We start from the raw sequence: 22,248 nt of genomic DNA on the forward strand, positions 1-22,248 counted from the left end.
AGATCATGCGCATAGGAAAGTAAGAACCATGGCAACTCCTCTCGTTGTTTCCGAAGTCGCAAAAAGCTTCACCATGCACCTGCGCGACGGTATTCGCCGGCCGGTCGTCGCCAACGTCTCCTTCTCGGTGAAGGCGGGCGAATGCGTCGTTCTCGGCGGCCCCTCCGGCGTCGGCAAGAGCTCGATCCTGAAAATGCTCTACGGCAATTATGGCGTCGACGAAGGCCAGATCCTGATGGATCACGACGGCAAGCTGGTGAACCTCGCAACCGCCGAGCCGCGCACCGTGCTTGAAGTCCGGCGCACCACGCTCGGCTATGTCAGCCAGTTCCTGCGGGTCGTGCCGCGCGTCTCCTCGCTCGACATCGTCGCCGAGCCGCTGCAGGCTCGTGGCATGCCGCTCGAAGAGGCCCGCACCCATGCGGCCGAACTGCTGAACAAGCTGAACCTGCCGCGCGAACTCTGGAGCCTGCCGCCGGCAACCTTCTCCGGCGGCGAGCAGCAGCGCGTCAACATCGCCCGCGGCTTCATCACCGACCACAAGATCCTTCTGCTCGATGAGCCGACCGCTTCGCTCGATGCGAAGAACCGGGCGGTCGTGGTCGAGCTGATTGCCGAGAAAAAAGCCAAGGGCACGGCGCTGATCGGCATCTTCCACGACGAAGAAGTGCGCGACGCGGTTGCCGACCGCATCCTCGACGTTTCTGCCTTCTCGCCCAGGAAGGCTGCCGCATGAGCCAGAAGCTCGGGCTCGAGCCCTTCATCCACCCGACGGCGAGCGTCAACAATTCGACGCTCGGGCGTTACACCGAAGTGCAGGAGCGCTCGCGGCTCGACGAGGTCGAGTTCGGCGACTACTCCTACATCATGCAGGACGGCTCGATCTGGTGCGCGACGATCGGCAAGTTCGTCAACATCGCCGCCGCCGTGCGCATCAACGCCACCAACCACCCGACCTGGCGCGCGACGCTGCATCACTTCACCTACCGTGCGCCGAACTACTGGGATGATACCGAACTCGATCACGACCTCTTCGCCTGGCGGCGGTCGAACCGGGTGACGATCGGCCATGACGTCTGGATCGGCCACGGCGCCACCCTCCTTCCCGGAGTCAATGTCGGCAATGGCGCCGTGATCGGTGCCGGTGCGGTCGTTTCGAAGGACGTCGCCCCCTACACCATCGTCGGCGGCGTGCCGGCCAAGCTCATCCGCGACCGTTTCAACGAAGGCGTCGGCGAGCGCATGGACGCGCTCTCCTGGTGGGATTGGGACCACCAGCGCCTGCGCCGCGCGCTCGACGATTTCCGCGAGCTGACGGCGGAGGAATTTCTGGTGCGTTACGCCTGAGTGATACGGCGCCGGGCACAGGTTCGGCGCCTTTTCGAACTGAGAACGCGGCGGTTACGGCCCGTTCACCAGCCTCAGAATCAACTGGTGAATGTTGCCACCATCGGTCAGTTCCACCTGGTCGAAATCCCGGCTGCGCTGGCGTTGCGCCTGCGAGAGCGCACCCAGACGCTCGGTCATGACTGTCCTGATCTTGCGGCACTTCGGATCGTCGGGAACGGTCAGCCCCAACGTTGCCTGCTCGATCGCACGCACCATCTCCTTGATGAAGTCACCATGTACGAGCTCGTGCTTGCGTACGCCGTCGATGAAGACGTCCCAGTTCTCGCGCGTGCCTGAAGGCAGCGGCTTTGCCGGTTTCGGCAGGGTGTAGGTGATGATCAGCTTCGGCTTTGCCACGGCCAGCACACAGGCGCCGCCCTGCTCTTCGTATTTTCGCGTCCAGGTCAGCTTGAAATTGGTGTGGGCGATCGCCCTGCCGATACCAGCCTTGGGGCCGCGCTCGCCGATCGAGGCATAGAGCTCCGCGCCCGTCTGTCCGTTGACGGTGTAGAGCGCTTCCTTTTCGACCGCTTGCCATTCCGCCGAGGCGGTGTGCGGCGCACTTGCGAGACAAAGGGCAATCAGCCCAAAGCAAAGGCTTCTGTTCAATCCGGTCCCTCGACATTCGCTCTTATGGCGCCAACTCCCGCTGGTCTTCCTTAACCGCGAATCGGAGGATGGCAACAGCGCAAAATACAAAGGCACCGCACGCTCGTCTGAGTGTGCGGTGCCTTTGTTGTCATATGCGTCCCGTCGAGCCAGCCATGGGAGGAGCAGCGGCCCGCCGCCGGACGTTAGTTGACGGCCGTCAGCGTCATCGACGTGCCGGTTGCGGCCAGGTTGAGGCCGATCTGACCGGTCACGCTGATCGTCTGCAGGTGGATCGACCCAGAGGTGCCGCCGACGAGGATGTTGGCACCGATACCGGCGCCGACGGTCGCTTCCGCGGTTGCACCCTGATAGAGGCCGCCGAGCGAGCCGCGGTGGTAGCCGGCGGTCGGGGCGAACACGGCCCAGATCAGGCGGCTTTGCGTCGTGAAGCCGACATCGACGCCCATCTTGCGGATGGCGCCCGAATAGTGGTCGGACGCTTCGGCGCCCATGGTCGAGCGGAAGACGCAATCGACTTCCTTGGCCGACCCGAGCACATAGCCGACACCGCCGGCGATATTGCAGTCGAGGTAGCCGATCTTGACGCCATTGCTGGTGTCGGGCTCAGGCTGCGGTTGAACTGTCGCGAGATCGGCTGCGTTTGCGGCGATCGCGCCAGCGAGAACCAGAGACGCTGCGGACACCTTCACGGCAAAACTCTTTTTCATTCTTGTCTCCTTCTCGGAACGTCAGAAATGATTGTCATTTGACCGGCGGCACGCGAACTCAAAAACATAGCGCACGCTGCAGGAAAACAAAGCCATAGCCCGCGATCGGGCAATTCCGTGGCAAGCTTTTAGCAGATGATAAAATTGGTCGGGTTTCCCCAACAATGACTGCAGATAGTGTTGAAAAAGCCACGAAAAGGCGGGGCTTGAGCCTTCTGCCAACGTATGCTGGCGCGGCATCGTAGTGACAGCGGCGCCGAACGGCGCAGAGAGAGGCGGTCACATCGGAAGAGGTTTCCGATCGGGCGGCGACGCCACCCGACCGGACGAGACAATTAATCTCAGGCCTTTGCGGCCTGCGCCAGCACGTCGGCGGCAACGCGAGCCGTCAGCGCCAGCGAAACGGCGCCGGCGTCCGGATGGCCGATGCTCTTTTCGGCGAGCGGCCGTGCACGGCCGAGCTTCGGCGTCAGGCCGGACGTGGCTTCGGCCGCTTCGGTCGCAGCCTTTGCCGCCGTCTGCCATGCCTCGATCAGCGGCTTTCCGGCGGCAAACTCGCGCTCAAGGGTCTCGACGAAAGGCACCAGCGCATCGACCAGCGTCTTGTCGCCGATACGGGCGCGGCCAAGGCGGGTCACGCCATCGAGCGCACGGCGGGCGCCGTCGACAACAGCGGCATCGCTCGGGGCTGCATCATCGTTGAAGGCATTGCTCCAGGCGCGCAGCAGCAGGCCCCAGATCGCACCCGACGTGCCGCCTGCCCGGTCCGCCCAGGCATCGCCCGCCACCGCCAGCACGCTGGCGGCACCTGCGCCGGCAGCCACAGCGGCCTTTGCCGCTTCGTCCGCCGCCGCCGACCCGCGGCGCATACCCTGTCCGTGGTCGCCGTCACCGGCAAAGGCGTCGATGCGACCGAGCTCGTCTTCCGCCTGCTTCAGCGCTTCGGCCATTTCGCCGATCAGCCGCGCAATGCACACACCGCTCTGACGGGAAGCCTCGGAAGCCGGCGCGAAGGAGATCGCTTCGTCATCATCTTTCAGCGTATCGGTCGCAGGTTCCGTGGCGATGATTGCGCCCTTGCGCAGCGCCGGCGCATCGCAGGCAGCGCGCCAGTAGGTCTCGAGCTCGTCGTTCAGCCACATCAGCGTCAGCGAGCAACCCTGCATGTCGAGGCTGGTGACGAATTCACCGCATTCCGGATCGACGATCTCGAGGCCGGCCGCCTTCAGTTCCTTTTCGATCGCGACCCAAAGCACGAAGAGCTCTTCATACTTGGTCGAGCCGAGGCCGTTCAGAAGCGGTGCGACCTTGCGCACGTCGGCCGGCCGCTCGGCAAGCAGCTTGCCGACGAGCAGCTTGGCGAATTCTGTCGCCGAAACCATCTTCTCTTCGCGGATGCCGGGTTCGCCGTGGATACCGAGACCAAGCGCCATCTCGCCCTTCGGCACGGTGAAGAGCGGTCCCTTGGCGCCCGGAAGCGTGCAGCCACCGAAAGCAACGCCGAAGGAGACGGTGCGGTCGTTGGCAAGACGGGTGACGCGCTCGACCTCATCGAGATTGAGGCCCGCTTCGGCAACAGCCCCAGCAACCTTGAAGACCACGAGGTCGCCGGCGATGCCGCGGCGCTTGGCCGGCGTTTCAGCCGACGCACTGGCGACGTCATCCGTCACCGGCACGATGCGCACGTCGATGCCTTCGGCGCGCAGGCGCTCGGCGGCGACGCCGAAATTCAAGACGTCGCCGGCATAGTTGCCGAAGCCGAGCAGCACGCCGCCGCCCTGATCGGCCACCCGGCAGACGCGGGCAACGGCCGCGGTTGACGGCGAGGCAAAGACATCGCCGGCCACGGCCGCATCCGCCATGCCTGGGCCGACATAACCGGCAAAGGCCGGATAGTGGCCGGAGCCGCCGCCAACGACGACGGCGACCTTGCCCTTCGGCACCTTGGTCGAGCGCACGACCCCGCCCTTCACGAGACGGACGTTGCGCGCATAGATCGAGCTGAATCCGGCAAGCGCGGTCGTCGCAAATTCTTCCGGTGCGTCAAAGATTGTGGTCATCGCGTCTCTTCCCTTAGTCGCGAGGCAGAATACGCCTCAGATAGTCCCGATTGGCGGCGCTGACGGAGAGCCCGTCGCCACCGTAATGCTCGCAGAGGAACGGGTTGTCGAAGCCATGCGCCAAGGCCATGCGAATCGCCGCCCGATAGTTGATGACGCCGAATTCCAGCGGCGCCGGATGAGTAACTACCAAGCCCGAGGTCTCATCCTCGGTACGGTAGTAGTTCTTGACGTGCCAGTATTTGGCAAAGGGTGCAACCTTGGCCATCATCGGCTGCCAGTGCTCCACCGGACGGTGAAGGCGCACGAGATTGCCGAGGTCGGCATTGATGCCGACGTTCGAAAGGCCGACATCGGTGACGAAGCGCACAGCGCTATCGGCCGAGCCGATATAGGTGTCCTCGTACATTTCGAGCGCGAGCTCGATGCCGAGTTCCTCGGCATGGCGACCGAGTTCGCGGATGCGCTGAACCGCTTGTCTCCAGATTGCCGGATCTTCCGGGTTCTTGACGCCATCGACGGTCCAGAACCAGAGCGCCTTCTTCTGGGCGTCGGTCAAGGGTCCGAAGAAGCCGAAGGAGACCGAGCCCGCGCCGATCGCCGCAGCCGTGTCGATGACACGATGCCCATAGGCGAGATATTCGTCGCCATGTTCCGGATCGATGACGCTACGACGCGCCGTCGAGATCGCCGGCATGGAAAGGCCGAGGTCTCGCGTCAGCTTGACGAAGTCATCCCGGCGCGAGGCCGACAGATCGGCGAGCCGGATCCAGCTGTCGGTCGGGTCAAGCTCGGTGAAGCCGGCGTCGACGACATCGGCGAGCGTTTCTGCCCATTGTTCGACTGACTGATCCTGAACGGAGCTGCCATCGGCAAGCACGTTCGGATACTGGATCATTGCGGCCGCGATCGGCCAGGTTTCACGGGTCCATTTGCGCGATGGGTTCGCCATGGTTTTCCTCACTCATTCTTGCGACGCAGTCCCGAAGGGGCCCGCGCCGCGTTTTTCCGATGCGCTCGTTTGAGGTGCGGCGGCTCCGTCAAGCCGCCGCGCTGCCGTCGCCATGCGGCGTGGCCGCATCTTGCTTGCGCTTGCGGACCAGGCCGATCAGCCCGAAGACAAGCGGCGACAGCAGAAGGGCAAGAGCAAGCGCCATCAGAGAGGAAACCAGCGGGTTTGACCAGAAGATGTTCAGGGTGCCGCCGGATAGAAGCATCGACTGGCGGAAGGCGTCCTCGGCCTTGTCGCCGAGCACCATGGCCAGAACCAGCGGCGCCAGCGGGTAGTCGAGCTTCTTGAAGACATAGCCGAGCACGCCGAAGCCGATGACCATGAAGATGTCGGAGACCGAATTCGCCACCTGATAAGCGCCGGAGAAGATGACGGCGACGATGATCGGGCCGATGATCGCAAAGGGCACGCGCAGGATCGAGGCGTAGAGCGGCACGGTGGCGATCACCAGGAAGACGGCGACGACGTTGCCGAGATACATGGACGCGATCAGGCCCCAGACGAAGTCCGGCCGCTCGGTAAAGAGCATCGGGCCGGGGGTCAGACCCCAGATCATCAGGCCGCCCATCATGACGGCAGCCGTTGCCGAGCCGGGAACGCCGAGCGCCAGCATCGGTAGCAGCGCCGAGGTGCCGGCCGAGTGGTCGGCGGTCTCGGGTGCGACGACGCCGCGCGGGTCGCCCTTGCCGAACTTCGACTTGTCACGGGCCGAGCGGCGGGCAACGCCGTAGCTCATGAAGGACGCGGCGGTCGGGCCGGCGGGCGTGATGCCCATCCAGATGCCGATGATCGTCGAGCGCAGGATCGTGAACCAGTAGCGCGGGATCTCGACCAGCGTGCGACCGATCTCAACGAGCTTGACGCGCGCCTTGATGCCTTCGAAGCGCAGGCCCTCTTCCGTCGTCAGCAGCAACTCGCCGATGCCGAAGAGACCCATGACCGCAATCAGGAAGCTGACGCCCTTGATCAACGTCGGAATATCGAAGGTCAGACGCAGGTCGCCCGAGATCGTGTCCATGCCGACGGATGCAAGCGCAAAGCCGAGCATCATCGAGACGAGGGTCTTGAAGGGCGATTGCGCGCCCATCGAGATGAAGCTTGCAAAGGCAAGGAAATAGACCGCGAAATATTCCGGCGACGAGAAGCGCAGCGCGAAGTTCGCGACCCAACCGGAAAGCAGCGTGATCATCACGACGCCGGCGAGCGCACCGATGCCGGCGGAAACGAAGGCGAGCGTCAGAGCCCGGCTCGCCTGCCCGGCCTTGGCCATCGGGTAGCCGTCGAACGTGGTCGCCACCGACGAGGGTTCGCCGGGAATGTTGAACAGGATCGATGTGGTCGATCCGCCGAAGAGTGCGCCCCAGTACATGCAGGAGAGCAGGATGATGGCGGAGATGGGATCCATCGAGAACGTCAGCGGCAAAAGCAGCGAAACGCCGTTCGGCGCGCCGAGGCCGGGCAGCACGCCGACCAGAATGCCGAGCGTGACGCCGATCATCATCAGCAGGATATGGTTCCAGCTGAGGATGTGGCCGAAGCCATCGATCAGAAGACCGATATTTTCCATGTCATTCCTCCCGGGGCTTAAAGCGCGTCACGATCCTTGAGGTCCGCTCCCTGCGCTTTAAGTCTTTGATTTTTTTGCTTGTCGTTAGCGCAAGAGCGCCGTGCGCGCTTGCGCGACATGCCCTTGGGCGGTCGGGATCAATAGATCCCGAACCAGGCCTCGATCGGTCCCTTGAGCAGCGGAACCTTGAAACCGAACTCGAAAATGATGAAGAAAAACAGCGAAACGGCGATACCCGACGGCAACGCGATCCACCATTTGTAGCGCCCCTGGAAGAGCATGGTTCCGGCGATATAGAGCGCCGTGCCGACATAGAGGCCGAGCCAGGCGGATACGCCGGCAAAGGCGACCAGCGGCAGCAGGAACGACGTCACCACCTTGGCGCGGTGGCCGTCGATGAAGATCTCGCCGGACCCGCGATGTTTCACGAGGGCGTGGATCGCATTCGCGACGCTTCCGAGAAGGATCAGAAGGCCAACATAGAAGGGAAAATAGCCGGCTTCGGGACCGAATTCCGTCCAGCCCGCGCCGATATCGAGAGATCCGTAGCAGACCGCAGCGCCAAAGGCGCCGGTCAGCGCGGCAACACCAAGCTCAACCGCGAAGCGGGAGACCCCATTCGCACCGTTCTCGCTCATGATCGTGACCTTTCAAAGCGAATGACGGGCGCCGGATGGCACCCGTCCCGATCGTCGCCTGTTAGTTGGCGAGCCAACCTTCGCGCTTCAGCACTTCGCCGACAGCAGCGCCATCCATCTCGATGGCGGCCTTGAAGTCGTCGCCGGCGATGTAGGCAGGCGACTGCGACGTGTCGGTCAGGTACTTCGCCCATTCCGGCGTTTCCGAAACCTTGCGCATCAGGTCGGCATAGAACTTGACCACATCCTGGTCAACGCCAGCCGGCAGCCAGACGGTGCGCGGCATGGAGTAGTTGTCGATGGCGATGCCCGATTCCTTGCAGGTCGGAATGTCGCTCCAGCCCTTGTCGCCAGCAACCTTGGCGTCGTTGGTGAGCTTGACGCTCTTGAAGACGCAAAGCGGCTTGACCATGCCGGCCTGCCACTGACCGAGGTTTTCGCTCGGGTTGTTGACGTTGGCGTCGAGGTGCTCGCCGGCGAGCTGGACGGCTGCTTCGCCGCCGCTCTTGAACGGGATGTAGTTGATCGTCGCGCCGGTCGCCTCGTTGATCATCGAGGTCAAGATCTGGTCGACATCCTTCGACTGGCTGCCGCCGATCTTCAGGCCGCCTTCCTTCGCCTTGGCGGCAAAGTCGGCTGCGGTGTTGTAGGACGCCTTGCCGTTGACCCAGAGAATGAACTCGTCGGAGGCAAGCGCTGCAACCGGGGTCAGGTCTTCGATCTTGTAGGGAACCTTGGCACGGACCGGCAGGAGATAGGCGTTGTTGGTGCCGAAGGTGAGCTTGTAGGCATCGCCCTTGTTCGTCGCCGTGTAGACGAAGCCTTCGGCGCCGCCGGCGCTGCCCTTGTTGGTGACAACGACCGGAGCCTTCATCAGCTCGTACTTGCCGATGATCGCCTGGATCGTGCGGGCGAAGATGTCGGTGCCGCCGCCGGGGCCGGCGGTGACGACGAATTCAACCGGACGGTCGGGCTCGAAAGCTGCGGCCGGAGCGGCAACGCCGAAAACGGCTGCCATGATGCATGCGATGGATACGGTATTCTTCATGCGGGTCCTCCCGTTTTTGTGGTTCTGCGGCGCAAGACCTCCTCCTGCGCCGTTATTGCTTGAAAGCGTGCGAAATCAGGCAGCAGCCTTGAGAGCCGCCTTTTTCTTCGCCATGCGCACCGCCAGAAGCAGCGCTTCGCGGCTGGCGCCGACGTCGGCAATGCCCTTGCCGGCGATGTCGTAGGCAGTGCCGTGGGCCGGCGTGCACAGCGGGAACGGCAGGCCGCCCATCATGGTCACGCCCTTGTCGAAGCCGATCAGCTTCATCGCGATCTGACCCTGGTCGTGGTACATGGTCATGACGGCGTTGTAGCCTTCCTTCAGCGCACGGCCGAAGACCGTGTCGGCCGGGAACGGGCCGTCGACGTTGAAGCCGAGCGCCTTGGCCTTTTCGACAGCCGGCTCGATGATGTCGATCTCTTCCATGCCGAAGCTGCCGCCGTCGCCGGCGTGCGGGTTGAGACCGGCAACAGCGATCTTCGCCTCGCTGTAGCCTGCTTCCTTGAGGCAGTTCTGGGTCAGTTCGAGCTCGGCAAGGATCGCCTCGACCGAAAGATTGTCGGCCACTTCCTTGATCGGGATGTGCGAGGTGACGCGGGCGTTCCAGACCTTCTCGAGAACGTTGAATTCACGGATCTTGCCGGTGAAGCTCAGGACGTCGGAAACGAAACGGATCTCGTCGTCGTAGCCCGGATAGGCAAAGCGCATCGCCTTCTTGTTGAAGGGCGTGAAGCACACCGCCTCCGCCTTCCCGGCATGCGCCAGCTCGAGCGCTGCGCGGAAGTTGCGGGTCGCAAAGGTGCCGCCCGCAAGCGTCGCCTCGCCGCGAACGACGTCGGCCGGATCGAGATGACCGAGATCGACGAAAACATGCCGCTCGGTTCCGGCGGCATCGAGGCCTTCCAAGGTCGAGGACGCGAGGTCGAGTGTAACGCCGGCAATGCGCGCGCCTTCATCGAGGATGCGACGATCGCCGATCGTGATGATGTGGGCAGCCTCGCGAATATCGGAAAGCGCCAGCAGCTTTGCCGTGAGTTCCGGGCTGATGCCGGCCGGATCGCCCATAGCGAGCGCGATGACAGGACGCGCGCCGGTAGCGGCTACACCGTTGGTCGTCATGAGAGATGTCCTCCACTTCATTCTTTCGAAAGCCGTCATACGTTATTCAAAATTCTGCATCAAGTCTTTTGTATTCTGTATGCAGCATTTTCTGTTGACGATATCGGAGCCCGTCTCCATGCTTTAATGAGACAGCGCTGATTCAATTGGCGCGAACGGGAACAGACGGCCGACACTTCAGTCGCCAGATGCAGAAGCGAAACGATGAACGAAATTACCTCTCTGGAGAAACGCCCCGAGGGCGGCCCCGGCCCGATCCGACGCACTGCGCTGCACGACACGCTGGTCACGCATCTGCGCGACATGATCATCGAGGGTGATCTCTCGCCCGGCACGCGTCTGCATGAAGGTCAACTCGGCGAGCAGCTCGGCGTCTCGCGCACGCCGCTGCGCGAAGCCATCAAGTATTTGGCAAGCGAGGGGCTGGTGGAGCTGGTGCCGAGCAGAGGTGCTGTCGTCAAGCGCTTCAGCGGCAAGGATATCCGCGACATGCTGACCGTGCTGCGCACGCTCGAAGAGCTGGCCGGCCGGCTTGCCTGTGACGCTGCGAGCGACGCCGGCATCGCCGAAGTGCGGGCCCTGCACGACGAGATGGTCCGCCGCTACAAGGCCGGCGAGCGGCTACAGTATTACAAGCTCAATCAGCAGATCCACTCGGCGATCGTCCAGCTCTCGGACAATGCGCCGCTCGCGGATATGCACGGCGTGCTGCAGACACGCCTGAAGCGCATTCGCTTCATCGGCCACGAAGGCCCGGAGAAATGGGCCGCCTCCGTTGGCGAGCACGACGAGATGATTCTCGCGCTCGAAGCACGCGACAAGGACCGGCTCTCGGAGGTTCTCTGCCGCCATCTCACCAACGCCTGGGAACGAGTAAAGTCTTCGGTTTGAGGCGCCGCCGCGGCGACGTCCCCTATCGGGCCCGCAAGGGTCGCTCTCTCCTCCCTTGAATCGAGGGCAGCGCGGGAAGCGAGCCCCAGCGGGGCTCGCGCGACAGCGTATCCTTATCAGAACTTCGAATAGGCGTTGGTAACGGCCTTTGCGCTACCCGCTGCAGTCTGTTTTTGCAGCCCGAGAAGGGCGTCGCGGAGCGCCGGATTTGCGGCCAACGCCTTGTTTCCCGCCAGATCCAGACTGGAAAACCTGGAAATCAGGCCTGGCGTCGTCGCCAGCGGACCGACCCCACCGAGCGAGGCCGAGAGCGCTTTCGACAGCGGGTTCAGCGACGTCAAATTCGTCGGCGAAAATGAAGAAATCGGGGGCTTCGGCATGCTCCCTCCAATCGAGGTGATCATCTTTCCAATGCCTTTGATCGCAAACACAAACTCTCTCCTCATTATATTTGGTTCCGCCACCGCTGGCATGGCGCGCGCCGATGCAGCCATGGAGTGCACAACCATTACAAGAAAATATATTTCTAAAATCGCCTTTTCGAATATTGTATTTTAGACAAACCTCTCCTCCCAATTTCCCGCCGCCAATGAGAATGCAGGCCGTGCTCGCTCGTTCCGCGCCCAGTGTTGCAGCTCTGCCTCTGAGGAGAGGCGCATCAACCTGAGCTTAATTAAGAATATTCGAATTCTATTGACTTTACCCTGATCGAAATTCACTGAATCACGGTGGGGCGGAGACGGGAACGAAGATGGGGCGGCAACGGCTTCGGGGACTGCTTGCGACAGTGGCAATCCTCTGTCCAGGCGCAAGCATGGCAGAGCCGGTTCAAAGAACACCGCCCGTCGCCGGATCGGTGATTGCCCGCAAATCCGGTGAGGAAGTGCGCTTCTTCGACGTTTCGAGCTGGCGTTTCGTCGATCTCGCACAGGACCTTTTGTCCGGCGATATCCTGCGCACGAATGCGACCGGGGCGCTGGCGGTGCTTTTCTCCGACCACACCCAGATCCGGCTCGGCCGCAACACGGCGTTGCGCGTCAAGCGCATGGGTACGAATACGGGCGCGGGCAGCGATACCAGTCTCGAACTGCAGTCGGGCACGATCTGGGCGCGGGCGGAACGGGGTGGCCAGGGCCTGACGATCGACACGCCGGCGGCAACGGCCGCCATACGCGGCACCGACTGGACGTTGACGGTCGCCGGCGACACGACTTCGCTGACCGTGCTCGAGGGCGTGGTTGAGCTCAGCAACGACCTCGGCAGCGTCACGGTGAAGCAGGGCGAAGGCGCCGTTGCCGCGATCGGCAAGGCGCCGACCAAGATCGTGATCGTGACGCCGAAGGACCGCGAACAGATGCTTTTCCATCTGTCCTTGCGCGACGCCTTTGCCCTGATGCCGTCAACCCCGCTCAAGGTGCGCGACATGCGCAATGCGCGCGACCGGATCGAAGCCCGGCCGGAAGCGTCGCGCTCGGCCGAAGAGTGGCTGACGCTCGCCGAAATCCAACTGCGGTTCGACGGGCGGTCCCAGGCCACGGCCGCCCTTCAACAGGCCCGACGCCTCGGCCTCAACCGGTCTCAAGCCGCGCGCGCCTATCTCGTCGAAGCGCTGATTGCCGGCTCCGAAAACCGCTACGGCGATGCGGCACAGCTCTTCGAAAAGGCAGCCCCGGGGCTTGACGCCGACCGCCGCTCCGTTGCGGCCTTCGGCGGCTATTTTGCACGCGCTCTCGCCGACCCGGACCGGATCGAGGAGCCACCGTCTCAGGCAACGGGTGCCTATGGCGCCTTCGCTGCCGCCTGGACCGCGGGCTTCCGCACCGACATTCGAGCAGCGATCGACACGATCAAGAAGGCGGAACGGCGATATCCGGACGATCCGTTCCTTCCAGCGGCCCGCGCGCAATTCGCGATGCTGCTCGACGATCGAGACGAAACGCGCGCCGGTATCGAAAAGGCGCTTGCGAACGATCCTGATGATCCGACCGCGCTGGAATCGCGCGCCAAGTATCGTTTGCTCATTGAAAACGACCGGGAGGGCGCGCTGGCGGATCTTGAGCGGGCCCTGGAAATCACGCCGGGCGACCCGTCGCTGTGGAACTGGGTGGGTCTGGCAAAAAGCGAGCGGGGCGACAATCGCGGCGCCGAGAGAGCATTCCGGAAGGCCGTGGAACTCGATCCGGCCGACCCGCTCTACCACGCCAATCTGGCCTATCAATACCTGGACGAAATGCGGCTTGCGGAAGCAAAGCGCGAGATCGATGCCGCGCTCGCGATCGACCCCTCCTTCGACCTCGTGCTCGTCGCCCGCGGCCGATACCACTTGCAGAACGGCGACCTGGATAAGGCGCTCGACGACCTCTTGGCCGGTTCCACCGCCAACCCCGCCTATTCCAACGCGCAGTTGCTGCTGTCGGCGGCGCACTATGAAAAGGGCGACCGTATCCCGGCGGCGCAGGCTCTCGACAATGCCGACCGGCTCGACCCGAACGATCCTGTTGTCTCAACCGTGCGGACCGCGATTGCGATCGACGAATACGATTCCGATGCGGCGATCCGCTATGCGCAGGAGATCATGCGGCGCACCCGGGCGCGGGGCGGCGAAAGCGCGCCGCTCGGCGCCAATCAGGATGCCGGATCGACGCTCAACGACGCCTTCCGCCTGCAGGGGCTGAACGCCTGGGGGCAATATTACGGCGATGTGGTCTTCGATCCGTTCACCGGGTCGAGCTATGTCGACCAGGCGATCCGCGGCAGCGTCAATCCGCTGTTCAACACCTACGATTTCGACGGCAGCCCGGTCGTCAACACCGCCAATCCGCAGAGCTTCTCCGCCTTCTTCCAGGGGCTGCTGATCGAGCCGCATATGCTGGCAAGCCGCGAGCGCACGGCGAACCTCGTCCAGCGGCCGTTCTTCGAGGCCGCGGTCGCAGGCGGCATCATCGCCGACAGCGACCATGAGGGCGGGATCGGCGAAGCGGAACTGCGCGGACTGACGTTCTCGCCCTTCCCGATCAGCGTCTACGGCAATGTCCATTGGGAGAAACCCCAAGATACGATCGATATCGGCAACGGGCTGGCGATCGAGCGGGAAGCGCGCCTGCTTGGCGGCAATGGCTACGTGACGGCCACGCCGACGCCGGATGACAGGGTCGTCGCCTATGCCAACTACGGCGATCTCGACGACAAACGCAGTATTTTCGACATCCCGGATCCCCGCGCCGCCCCTCTCAAGCTCGACGGACTGAGCGACGACGATTCCTCGCGACTGCTCTCGGGCGTGGCCTGGAGCCACACCTTCGGCTACCGCAACATCGCCAATGCGGCGTTCTTCTTCTCCGATCAGTCCACCACGGAAAACGAGCGGGTGAGGCTCACGGACCCGCGCTTTCCAGATATTGCCACCAGCCGAAGCGAGGACAAGCAGCGAACCTATATCGCCGCCGTCAATCACCTTTACGGCGACGGCGATTTCACCTGGCGCTACGGCATCGAAGGCGGTGTCGTCAGGTCATCGCAGTCGTTCGACATTTTCGATCCGCTGGGCGTCAGCACCGGCAGCAGCAATGCGCCGGTCATCGCATCCGGTTCGACGTCCGCAACACAGACCGTCGCCAAGGCCTATATCGACACCATCTACGAAATTACGCCGGACCTGAAGACGGAAGGCGCCCTCTTTGCCCGCTACATCGAAGGCGTCAACGATGGCGATGTCAGGCTAGAGCCGAAAATCGGCATCGCCTGGGCGCCGGCTGAAGGGCACTGGCTGCGCGCGGCCGCCATGCGCGACGGCCTCAATTTCGACGTCGCCACCCTTGCGCCGATCGGCATCGTCGGGCTGCAGCCGAACCAGTTGCGCTTCGGCGCCGAAGGCTATGCCGATACGCTGGCGCTTCGTTGGGACGCGGAGTGGAACAGTTGGTTCTTCACCGCGCTCGACTACCAGCACCAGGAGGTGCGGCAACTCGCGCTCGACATTCCGCTTTCCACCACCAGTCTTGCCTATGCCAAGGTCGGGCTTGACCGGGTTGCGGCGACCGCGAACTTTGCCATCGGCCATGGTTTCGGCCTGTCCCTGACCGCGGCCCACACGGAAGCCGACGTCAAGGAACACACCGGCAGCCAGCCCGGCGAACTGCTGTTCGTGCCAGAAAACACTGGCCAGGCAGCGCTGACTTGGGTCAGCACGGCGAACGTCAAGACGACCGTTGCTGCCAACTATGTCGGCTCGCGACTCGGCGGGTTAAAGACGCTTGACGACTTCTGGACGCTCGACGCCGCCTTGCAGTGGGAGCCGTTCGACAAGCAGATCGAGGTCGATCTGGCAGCCTTCAATCTGCTCGATGAAGATTTCGAACTGGGCAATGGCCTGCCCGGCTGGGGACGAACGTTCAAGGGCACGATCAAAGTGCGGTTTTGATGGGGGAGCGCGTCACGGTGCAGGCATCGAGTGGTCGGCCCGGACGATGGGACAGCCCCCGTTTCCTGCAACGGCGGTTGAAGCTTCTCGCGCTCGCGGTGTTCGTCGCCATCGCGCTGTCGCTCGCCACCTTGACCAATGCCTGGCGGCTGAACGAGTTGCGCAGCTTCGACTACCTGTCGACCATCGACGGCCCGCCGCTCCCCGAGGACAGCCCGATCATCGTCGCCATCGACGAACCGTCGATGGCCGAAATCGGTCGCCAGTGGCCCTGGCCGCGCGCGCTGCATGCGCGCCTCATCGAGGCGCTGCGCAAGGCCGGCGCACGCGCGATCGGGATCGACGTGATTTTCGCCGAGCCTTCGGCCGATCCCGCCAACGACGAGGCGTTGGAAAAGGCGCTCGGGGCGGACGTGGTTCTTGCCGGCGACCAGACGGTGGTGGAGGCGCCCCAGGCCGACCAGTTCGTGCGTACCGAGCCGCTCGCCCGCTTCATCGCAAAGGGCGCCTGGACCGGGATTGCCTCCGTCAGCCTCAGCGGCGACGGAACGTTGCGTGCCGTTCCCGACTATCCGGACGGCTTTGCGGCAGTGCTCGCGGCAATTGCCGGCGCAAAATCGCACGCACCGCCAAAGGACGCGCTGATCCAGGTTTTCGGACCAGCGCGGACCTATCCCACCGTCTCCTATTACCAGGCGCTCGATCCCGACAATTTCCTGCCTGAAGGCATGTTCGAGGACCGCGTCGTGCTCGTCGGTCTCAGCCTGCAGAATGCGCCATCGATCGCCGAAGGCGGGGCCGATGCCTTCACCACATCGGACACCGTGCATTCGAACAAGCTCGTCTCCGGCGTCGAGATGCAGGCAACCATCTACGACAATCTGGCCCATGAGCTTTTCATACAGCGCGCCGCGAGGCCATATGTGGTTGCAGCCATTGCGCTGGCTGCGATGTTGGCGGCCTTCTCAGTGCTGCGCACGACCGGCTGGCGCACGCTTGCCTATGGCGCCGTCGCCATAGGCCTCATCATCGCCGCCAGCTATGCCGCGATGCGCCTCGGCCACGTCTTCCTGTCGCCGCTTGGGCCTGGGCTTGCGTTCCTTGCCGTGACTGCCGGCCAGGCCGGGCTCGACTATGCGGAGGAGCGCAGGAAGCGCCGGGAAATCACCCGCGCCTTCCAGCAATATCTCTCCCCTGCCCTTGTCGAGCGTTTGGCGAAGGACCCGTCACACCTCAGGCTCGGCGGCGAACGGCGCACGCTGTCGATCCTCTTTTGCGACATCCGGGGCTTTACGACCATTGCCGAGGAAATGAAGGAGGATCCGGAGCGACTGACGGCGCTGGTCAACCGGCTGCTGACGCCGCTTTCAGAAGCCGTGCTCGAACAGGGCGGAACCATCGACAAATATATCGGCGATTGCCTGATGGCCTTCTGGAATGCACCGCTCGACGATCCCAACCATGCCGTGCACGCCGTCGGAGCGGCGCTCGACATGCTTGCGCGGCTGGAACGGGTGAACCGGGAACTCGAAGATGAGGCGAAATGGGACCGCCGATCGGCCCAAACCCTGAGGATCGGCATCGGCATCAATACCGGCGAATGCGTCGTCGGCAACATGGGCTCACACCAGCGCTTCGACTATTCGGCCCTTGGCGACGCCGTCAATCTGGCCTCCCGCCTCGAAGGCGCATCGAAGGACTACGGCATCTCCCTGCTCCTCGGTGAGGAGACCGCGCGTCTTGTCGAGAAGACGTTCCCGGTCGCCGAACTCGATCGCATCACCGTCAAGGGCCGCAGCGCCGTATCGCCGGTCTTCACGGTCGCCGTCGGCGCGAAGAAAGAAGCGCTCGAACGCCATCAAACCTTCGTGCAGGCCAAGTATGACGGCACGCTTCGGGTGCATGACGTGGTGTTCGACCAGTTGAAGAGCGCCCTGCCACCGCTCGCGCGCTACTACGAAAGGGAACGCACCCGCCTCGATACGTCAAGGCGGGAACCCAAGTGAACGAGCGAAAGTGACCGAGCGAAAGTGACCGGGCGAAAGCAGTCGCGCGGTCAGTGGAGCCCGCCGACGCCGAGCAACCGTTCGACGGCGTCGTGATCTCCCGCCAGCGCGTCCGGCGTTCCGGACCAGGCGATCCGGCCCCGTTCGAGCACGATCACCCGGTCGGCAAAATCGAGCGCGCTCTGGATGCGTTGTTCGACCAGCACGATCGTCATGTCGCCGGTCTTTGCCAGTTCGGCAAACGCCTTCATCAGTTCTTCGCAGATGACAGGCGCCAGGCCTTCGAGCGGTTCGTCGAGCAGCAGGATCGACGGACGACCGAGGATGGAGCGTGCCGTCGACAGCATCTGCTGTTCGCCGCCGGAGAGCTGGCTGCCGAGATTGCGCCGACGCTCGAAGAGACGCGGAAACATGTCGTAGGCTTCCTGGATCGCGCTTTTCGGTCGGCTCTTGAGGCCGACGAACAGGTTCTCCTCGACGGTCAACGTTGGGAAGACGCAGCGCGCCTGCGGCACGAAGCCGAGGCCCTGCATGGCGCGCGCAGCGCTCGGCAACGCAGTTACGTCCGTACCGCCCATGCGGATGCGCCCGTCATAACGGCGGGTCTGGCCGGCAAGCGTCGCAAGCAACGTCGTCTTGCCCATGCCGTTGCGGCCGAGCACGGCAAGGCGGGCGCCCGCCGGAACGGCAAAGGATACGCCTTCGAGCACCCGCGTCGGCCCATAGCCGGCGGACAGGTTTTCCACCTCAAGCGGCGTGGCTGGCATTGGCATAGCTCCCCAGATAGGCTTCCCGCACGCGCGGATCCTTCGTCACGTCGGACGGCGAACCGTCGAAGATGATCGCGCCGGCGGCCAGCACGACCACGCGCTTGGCAAAGCGAAAGACGAGATCCATGTCGTGCTCGATCATCAACACGGCAAGGTCGGCCGGCAGGTCGGCGAGCGCCTGCTCGATCCGGCCCGTGTCGCTCTGCGGCACGCCGGCGGCGGGCTCGTCGAGCAGCAGCACCCGCGGTTTCAACGCCAGCGCAACCGCGATTTCCAGCAAGCGCTGCTGGCCATAAGCGATCTCGCTCACCTTGCGGTGCATTAGTTCCCGAAGGCCAAGCTTGCCAAGAAGGTCTTCCACCTCGGCCATGACATCGGGCATGCCGAGAAAATTGCCGAACAGGCGACCGGCGCGGCCGGTGCGTTGCAGGACGGCGAGCGCGACATGCTCGGAAGGCGTCATGTCGGCAAAAAGCCGCGTCACCTGGAACGAGCGCACAAGCCCGCGCCGCACGCGGCCGATGGCGTCGACGCTGGTCACGGCCTCACCGTCAATGCGCACCTCGCCTGAATCCGGCTTGAGATTGCCGGTCACGAGATTGACGAAGGTGGTCTTGCCGGCACCGTTCGGCCCGATCAGCGCGACCCGGTCGCCCGGCGCCATGCTGAGGCTGACGTCATTGGTGACCGCAAGCCCACCGAAGGCGCGTTTCAGATTGCGTACTTCAAAGATCGGCTGCATCACCGTGCCTCCTTGCGGCGGGCGAAGAACGCAGCCGCGGTGCCATAGATGCCCTTCGGTGCGAAGAGTACGACGGCGATCAACAGCACGCCGACCATCGTCAGCCAGTGGAAGGGATTGGCGGCCGAGACGACGTCCTCGAAGAACATGAAGAGGACAGTGCCCGTGAGCGCGCCGAAGAGCGAGCCGGTACCGCCGAGCACCAGCATGACCAAGCTTTCGGCCGACATGGTGAAGGAGAGGCTGTCGAGCCCAACGACCTGGGTGGATATCGCGTTCAGAGCGCCACCGACGCCGGCAACGGCACCGGATATGACGTACATCTTGGTCAGCGCGATCTTCGGCGACGCCCCGATCGAGCGGATGCGGATCGGATCTTCCTTGATGCCGCGGCACAGCATACCGAAGGGCGAGCGCACGATCAGCCGCAGCACGACGAAGACGACGGCAAGCAGAGCCACGCCGAAGACATAGGCCGTGCGGCCCCAGAGGTCGAACTCGTAGAGGCCGAGAAGCGCCGTCGGCGCAATGCCGGAGAGCCCGTCGCTGCCACCGGTCCAGGACGAAGCCTTGTTGGCGAACTCGTGGAAGAGATGGATGAGCGCGATCGACAGGACCAGTTGCGGTAGCCCGTGGGCGCGCAGGATGACGACCCCGCAGATAAGCCCGGCGACCGCGCCGGCGACGATGCCGAAAGCGAGCATCGCCAGCGGATCGTTGATGCCGTAATGCGCCGAGGCGATGCCGGCCGCATAGGCGCCGGCGCCGAAGAGGGCCGCGTGCCCGAGCGTCGCGACACCGCAATAGCCGGTGACGAGATCGAGCGACAGCACCAGAAGCGCGGCGGCGATGATCCGGGTCAGGAGCGCCAGATTGTTGGGGAAGAGGAAGTAGCCAATCACCGCGACCAGCAGGATCACCGCCAGTCCGATAAGGTCTCCGCCACCGAACCGCCGACGCGCGGGAGCGGTCGCGATCAAGTCGTTCGTCGTCGTCATGGTCATCCCTTGGCCCTCCCGGCGAGCCCGCGCGGGAAGACGCAGATGATCGCGATCACAGCCAGATAGAAGAAGAATTCGCCGAATTCCGGCATGAGATAACGACCGGTCGTATCGATCGCGCCGAGCAGCAGGCAGGCAACCAGCGCACCCGGGATCGAGCCGGCACCGCCGACGGAGACGACAACGAGGAACGTCACCATGTAGCGCAGCGCGTAATAGGGTTCGACCGGTAGAAGCTCCGCTCCTACCACGCCGCCGAAAGCCGCAAGCCCCACGGCGACAGCAAAGCTTACGGCATAGACGATCTCCGTGCGCACCCCGAGGGCGGCGGCCATCGCGGCATTGTCGACCGAAGCACGCAACTTGACGCCGAAGGCCGTCTTTTCGATCGCGTACCAGAGGCCGGCTGCAACCGCGAGGCCGCAGACGATCGCAAAAATGCGGTGCGTGGCGATCGCCCGGAAGCCGAGATCGACCGACCCCTGCAGTTCGCCAGGCAGCGGCACCGTCTTCAGCGTCGGACCGAAGACATAGTTGGCGATGCCGATGATGCAGAACGTAATGCCGATGGTCATCAGCACCTGGGTCAGTTCCGGTGCGCCGTAGATCCGCCGGTAGAGCAGCCGCTCGATCGGCACGGCGATGATGATGGTGCCGAAGATCGCGAGCAGAACGGCAAAGCCATAGGCAAGACCGAGATCGCGGGCCGCATAGGAGGCAATGTAGCCGCCGATCATGGCGAAGGCGCCATGCGCCAGATTGACCACGCGCATCAGGCCCATGGTGACCGAAAGGCCGATGGAGATGACGAAGAGCACCATGCCATAGGCAAGGGCGTCGATCGCAATGCTGAGGACGGTTTGCATGGGGCTATCCGTTGCCCTTTCTTCCAAATTTGGCTGCGCCGGATTCGGTGCGCATACTATGCGCGGAGCGGCAGTCAGGCGCCAGCATTCGCGGCGCCGCAGGGCGCGCCGGTCGCTCGAGAGCAACCGGTCACCGCGTCATCGGTGGCAGCGGGCGCGTGGGCGCCCGCCCAAGTCGGCTACTTCAGCGCAGCGAGACCGGGGTCCCCCTGCTTCTCGAAGGTCTGGATTTCCTTGTTGTAATAGGTGCCATCATCGGCCTTGGCGACTTCGCGCAGATAGATGTTCTGGGTGATGTGGCGCGATTCCGGATCGATCGTCACCGGACCGCGCGGGCTGACCCAGGAAAGGCCTTTGACGGCTTCCACGGCCTTTGCCGCATCCTGCTCGCCGCCGGTCGCCTCGATCATCTTGTAGATCACGTGCATGCCGTCATAGGCGCCGACCGAAGGGAAGGAGAGTTCGGCCGGGTTGCCGATCGCCTTGCTCGCCGCTTCGACGAAGGCCTTGTTCTCCGGCGAGTCGTGCGAGACGGCGTAATGGAAGGTCGTCTGGATGCCGAGCGCGGCCTCGCCGAGAGCAGGCAAATCGGATTCCTGCGTCAGGTCGCCCGGGGCGAAGAACTTGATGCCGCCGTCCTTCAGGCCGTTTTCCTTGAAGGCCTTGACGAAGCCGAGCGTCGTCGGGCCGGACGGCAGGAAGGCAAATACACCCTCGGCACCGGAATCCTTGATGCGCTGCATGATCGGCGAGAAGTCGTTGGTCGCAAGCGGCATGCGGATCGCTTCGACCACTTGCCCGCCGGCCGCTTCGAAGCCCGCCTTGAAGGCGTTTTCGGCATCGACGCCCGGGCCGTAGTCGCTGACGACGGAAATGGCCTTGGAAACGCCGGCATCCTTGGCAACCTTGGCGATCGGCGTCGAGGTCTGCCAGGTGGTGAACGAGGTGCGCACGACGAGCGGGCTCTTGGTGACGATCGCCGAAGTCGCTGCGTTCATGATGACGAGCGGCACATTCGCCTGGGTAAGCAGCGGCGTCACCGCCATTGCATCCGGGGTGAAGTAGAAGCCGGCGAGATACTGCACGCCTTCCTTGACGACCAGTTCCTGCGCCAGCGCCTTCGACTGGGCGGGATCGGCCTGCGGCACGTCGCGGTAGATGATCTCGATATCGTCGTCGCCGACCTTGCTGCCGTTCAGCGCCATATAGGCGTCGATGCCAGCCTTGAAGTTCTTGCCCTGCAGGGCGAAGGGGCCGGAGAACGGTCCGACGACACCGATCTTGATCGTGTCGGCATAGGCAGCACCGCTCATTGCCAAAGCCGCAACCGCAGCCAGAATCATCCGCTTCATATTTCCTCCCTGAGATGCCGGCCACTCCCGCGCCCGCATCCTCGTCGC

Annotated in this window: 19 protein-coding genes; 5 read left to right on the plus strand and 14 right to left on the minus strand. The window is 63.7% G+C overall.

The window, feature by feature from the left end:
* The first annotated feature begins 28 nt into the window (after positions 1–28).
* Complete coding sequence (gene phnL / locus OKW20_RS07455; RefSeq protein WP_034800087.1) at positions 29–736, plus strand: phosphonate C-P lyase system protein PhnL; 708 nt, start codon at positions 29–31, stop codon at positions 734–736.
* Complete coding sequence (locus tag OKW20_RS07460; RefSeq protein WP_429171222.1) at positions 733–1,347, plus strand: DapH/DapD/GlmU-related protein; 615 nt, start codon at positions 733–735, stop codon at positions 1,345–1,347. The genes phnL and OKW20_RS07460 overlap by 4 nt, the downstream gene beginning before the upstream one ends.
* Positions 1,348–1,401: 54 nt before the next feature.
* Here the strand turns inward: OKW20_RS07460 and OKW20_RS07465 are convergent, their stop codons facing one another.
* From OKW20_RS07465 to OKW20_RS07500, 8 genes are all read right to left on the minus strand, one after another.
* On the minus strand, positions 1,402–1,998 hold the full coding sequence (locus OKW20_RS07465) for a DUF922 domain-containing Zn-dependent protease (protein WP_429171224.1): 597 nt from the start codon (positions 1,996–1,998) through the stop codon (positions 1,402–1,404).
* A 185-nt stretch (positions 1,999–2,183) separates the two neighbouring features.
* Positions 2,184–2,708, minus strand: coding sequence for a DUF992 domain-containing protein (locus OKW20_RS07470; RefSeq protein WP_034800084.1), 525 nt, complete (start codon positions 2,706–2,708; stop codon positions 2,184–2,186).
* A gap of 341 nt (positions 2,709–3,049) precedes the next feature.
* Positions 3,050–4,768: a dihydroxyacetone kinase family protein gene (locus tag OKW20_RS07475; protein WP_429171226.1), complete on the minus strand. Its 1,719-nt coding sequence runs from the start codon at positions 4,766–4,768 to the stop codon at positions 3,050–3,052.
* A gap of 13 nt (positions 4,769–4,781) precedes the next feature.
* Positions 4,782–5,720, minus strand: a complete 939-nt coding sequence (locus OKW20_RS07480) for a sugar phosphate isomerase/epimerase family protein (RefSeq protein WP_429171227.1) — start codon at positions 5,718–5,720, stop codon at positions 4,782–4,784.
* Positions 5,721–5,808: 88 nt separating this feature from the next.
* The gene (locus tag OKW20_RS07485) at positions 5,809–7,347 is read right to left on the minus strand and encodes a tripartite tricarboxylate transporter permease (RefSeq protein WP_429171229.1); all 1,539 of its coding nucleotides are present in this window, start codon (positions 7,345–7,347) and stop codon (positions 5,809–5,811) included.
* 137 nt (positions 7,348–7,484) lie between these two features.
* Positions 7,485–7,985: a tripartite tricarboxylate transporter TctB family protein gene (locus tag OKW20_RS07490; RefSeq protein ID WP_043614681.1), complete on the minus strand. Its 501-nt coding sequence runs from the start codon at positions 7,983–7,985 to the stop codon at positions 7,485–7,487.
* 61 nt (positions 7,986–8,046) lie between these two features.
* Positions 8,047–9,033 (minus strand): Bug family tripartite tricarboxylate transporter substrate binding protein, encoded by a 987-nt coding sequence (locus OKW20_RS07495; RefSeq protein ID WP_429119316.1) that lies wholly within the window; start codon positions 9,031–9,033, stop codon positions 8,047–8,049.
* Positions 9,034–9,108: 75 nt separating this feature from the next.
* Positions 9,109–10,152 (minus strand): 4-hydroxythreonine-4-phosphate dehydrogenase PdxA, encoded by a 1,044-nt coding sequence (locus OKW20_RS07500; protein ID WP_043614687.1) that lies wholly within the window; start codon positions 10,150–10,152, stop codon positions 9,109–9,111.
* Positions 10,153–10,356: 204 nt separating this feature from the next.
* On the opposite strand from OKW20_RS07500, the gene OKW20_RS07505 reads away from it, so the two are divergent.
* Entirely contained in the window at positions 10,357–11,043 is a 687-nt protein-coding gene (locus OKW20_RS07505) for a GntR family transcriptional regulator (protein WP_043614689.1), read from the plus strand.
* Positions 11,044–11,159: 116 nt separating this feature from the next.
* Here the strand turns inward: OKW20_RS07505 and OKW20_RS07510 are convergent, their stop codons facing one another.
* Positions 11,160–11,474 (minus strand): hypothetical protein, encoded by a 315-nt coding sequence (locus OKW20_RS07510; protein WP_043614691.1) that lies wholly within the window; start codon positions 11,472–11,474, stop codon positions 11,160–11,162.
* Between the two features lie 320 nt (positions 11,475–11,794).
* On the opposite strand from OKW20_RS07510, the gene OKW20_RS07515 reads away from it, so the two are divergent.
* Positions 11,795–15,463, plus strand: coding sequence for a FecR domain-containing protein (locus tag OKW20_RS07515; protein ID WP_429171231.1), 3,669 nt, complete (start codon positions 11,795–11,797; stop codon positions 15,461–15,463).
* Positions 15,463–17,469: a CHASE2 domain-containing protein gene (locus tag OKW20_RS07520; RefSeq protein ID WP_429171232.1), complete on the plus strand. Its 2,007-nt coding sequence runs from the start codon at positions 15,463–15,465 to the stop codon at positions 17,467–17,469. The genes OKW20_RS07515 and OKW20_RS07520 overlap by 1 nt, the downstream gene beginning before the upstream one ends.
* A 50-nt stretch (positions 17,470–17,519) precedes the next feature.
* Here OKW20_RS07520 and OKW20_RS07525 read toward each other — a convergent pair whose 3' ends face one another.
* The 5 genes from OKW20_RS07525 to OKW20_RS07545 all read right to left on the minus strand — a co-directional run bounded on the left by OKW20_RS07525 (position 17,520) and on the right by OKW20_RS07545 (position 22,200).
* Positions 17,520–18,236: an ABC transporter ATP-binding protein gene (locus tag OKW20_RS07525; protein WP_043614697.1), complete on the minus strand. Its 717-nt coding sequence runs from the start codon at positions 18,234–18,236 to the stop codon at positions 17,520–17,522.
* Positions 18,217–18,981: an ABC transporter ATP-binding protein gene (locus OKW20_RS07530; RefSeq protein ID WP_043614699.1), complete on the minus strand. Its 765-nt coding sequence runs from the start codon at positions 18,979–18,981 to the stop codon at positions 18,217–18,219. The genes OKW20_RS07525 and OKW20_RS07530 overlap by 20 nt, the downstream gene beginning before the upstream one ends.
* Complete coding sequence (locus tag OKW20_RS07535; protein ID WP_429171234.1) at positions 18,981–19,985, minus strand: branched-chain amino acid ABC transporter permease; 1,005 nt, start codon at positions 19,983–19,985, stop codon at positions 18,981–18,983. Before OKW20_RS07535 ends, OKW20_RS07530 begins: the two co-directional genes overlap by 1 nt.
* The gene (locus OKW20_RS07540) at positions 19,982–20,848 is read right to left on the minus strand and encodes a branched-chain amino acid ABC transporter permease (protein WP_192450487.1); all 867 of its coding nucleotides are present in this window, start codon (positions 20,846–20,848) and stop codon (positions 19,982–19,984) included. Before OKW20_RS07540 ends, OKW20_RS07535 begins: the two co-directional genes overlap by 4 nt.
* Positions 20,849–21,027: 179 nt before the next feature.
* Positions 21,028–22,200 carry an ABC transporter substrate-binding protein gene (locus OKW20_RS07545; protein WP_429171236.1) on the minus strand — a complete coding sequence of 391 codons (1,173 nt, stop codon included), beginning with the start codon at positions 22,198–22,200 and terminating at the stop codon, positions 21,028–21,030.
* Between the last annotated feature and the right edge of the window lie 48 nt (positions 22,201–22,248).

Source organism: Ensifer sp. LBL, assembly GCF_050435225.1.
Taxonomy (GTDB): Bacteria; Pseudomonadota; Alphaproteobacteria; order Rhizobiales; family Rhizobiaceae; genus Ensifer.

Excerpts from the sequence above, each read along its gene's own strand:
- OKW20_RS07520 (WP_429171232.1), top strand. The coding sequence starts at position 15,463 with ATGGGGGAGCGCGTCACGGTGCAGGCATCGAGTGGTCGGCCCGGACGA.
- OKW20_RS07485 (WP_429171229.1), bottom strand. The coding sequence starts at position 7,347 with ATGGAAAATATCGGTCTTCTGATCGATGGCTTCGGCCACATCCTCAGC.
- OKW20_RS07545 (WP_429171236.1), bottom strand. The coding sequence starts at position 22,200 with ATGAAGCGGATGATTCTGGCTGCGGTTGCGGCTTTGGCAATGAGCGGT.
- OKW20_RS07460 (WP_429171222.1), top strand. The coding sequence starts at position 733 with ATGAGCCAGAAGCTCGGGCTCGAGCCCTTCATCCACCCGACGGCGAGC.
- OKW20_RS07525 (WP_043614697.1), bottom strand. The coding sequence starts at position 18,236 with ATGCCAGCCACGCCGCTTGAGGTGGAAAACCTGTCCGCCGGCTATGGG.
- OKW20_RS07475 (WP_429171226.1), bottom strand. The coding sequence starts at position 4,768 with ATGACCACAATCTTTGACGCACCGGAAGAATTTGCGACGACCGCGCTT.
- OKW20_RS07500 (WP_043614687.1), bottom strand. The coding sequence starts at position 10,152 with ATGACGACCAACGGTGTAGCCGCTACCGGCGCGCGTCCTGTCATCGCG.
- OKW20_RS07540 (WP_192450487.1), bottom strand. The coding sequence starts at position 20,848 with ATGCAAACCGTCCTCAGCATTGCGATCGACGCCCTTGCCTATGGCATG.
- OKW20_RS07490 (WP_043614681.1), bottom strand. The coding sequence starts at position 7,985 with ATGAGCGAGAACGGTGCGAATGGGGTCTCCCGCTTCGCGGTTGAGCTT.
- phnL (WP_034800087.1), top strand. The coding sequence starts at position 29 with ATGGCAACTCCTCTCGTTGTTTCCGAAGTCGCAAAAAGCTTCACCATG.
- OKW20_RS07505 (WP_043614689.1), top strand. The coding sequence starts at position 10,357 with ATGAACGAAATTACCTCTCTGGAGAAACGCCCCGAGGGCGGCCCCGGC.
- OKW20_RS07535 (WP_429171234.1), bottom strand. The coding sequence starts at position 19,985 with ATGACCATGACGACGACGAACGACTTGATCGCGACCGCTCCCGCGCGT.
- OKW20_RS07480 (WP_429171227.1), bottom strand. The coding sequence starts at position 5,720 with ATGGCGAACCCATCGCGCAAATGGACCCGTGAAACCTGGCCGATCGCG.
- OKW20_RS07495 (WP_429119316.1), bottom strand. The coding sequence starts at position 9,033 with ATGAAGAATACCGTATCCATCGCATGCATCATGGCAGCCGTTTTCGGC.
- OKW20_RS07530 (WP_043614699.1), bottom strand. The coding sequence starts at position 18,981 with ATGCAGCCGATCTTTGAAGTACGCAATCTGAAACGCGCCTTCGGTGGG.
- OKW20_RS07515 (WP_429171231.1), top strand. The coding sequence starts at position 11,795 with ATGGGGCGGCAACGGCTTCGGGGACTGCTTGCGACAGTGGCAATCCTC.
- OKW20_RS07470 (WP_034800084.1), bottom strand. The coding sequence starts at position 2,708 with ATGAAAAAGAGTTTTGCCGTGAAGGTGTCCGCAGCGTCTCTGGTTCTC.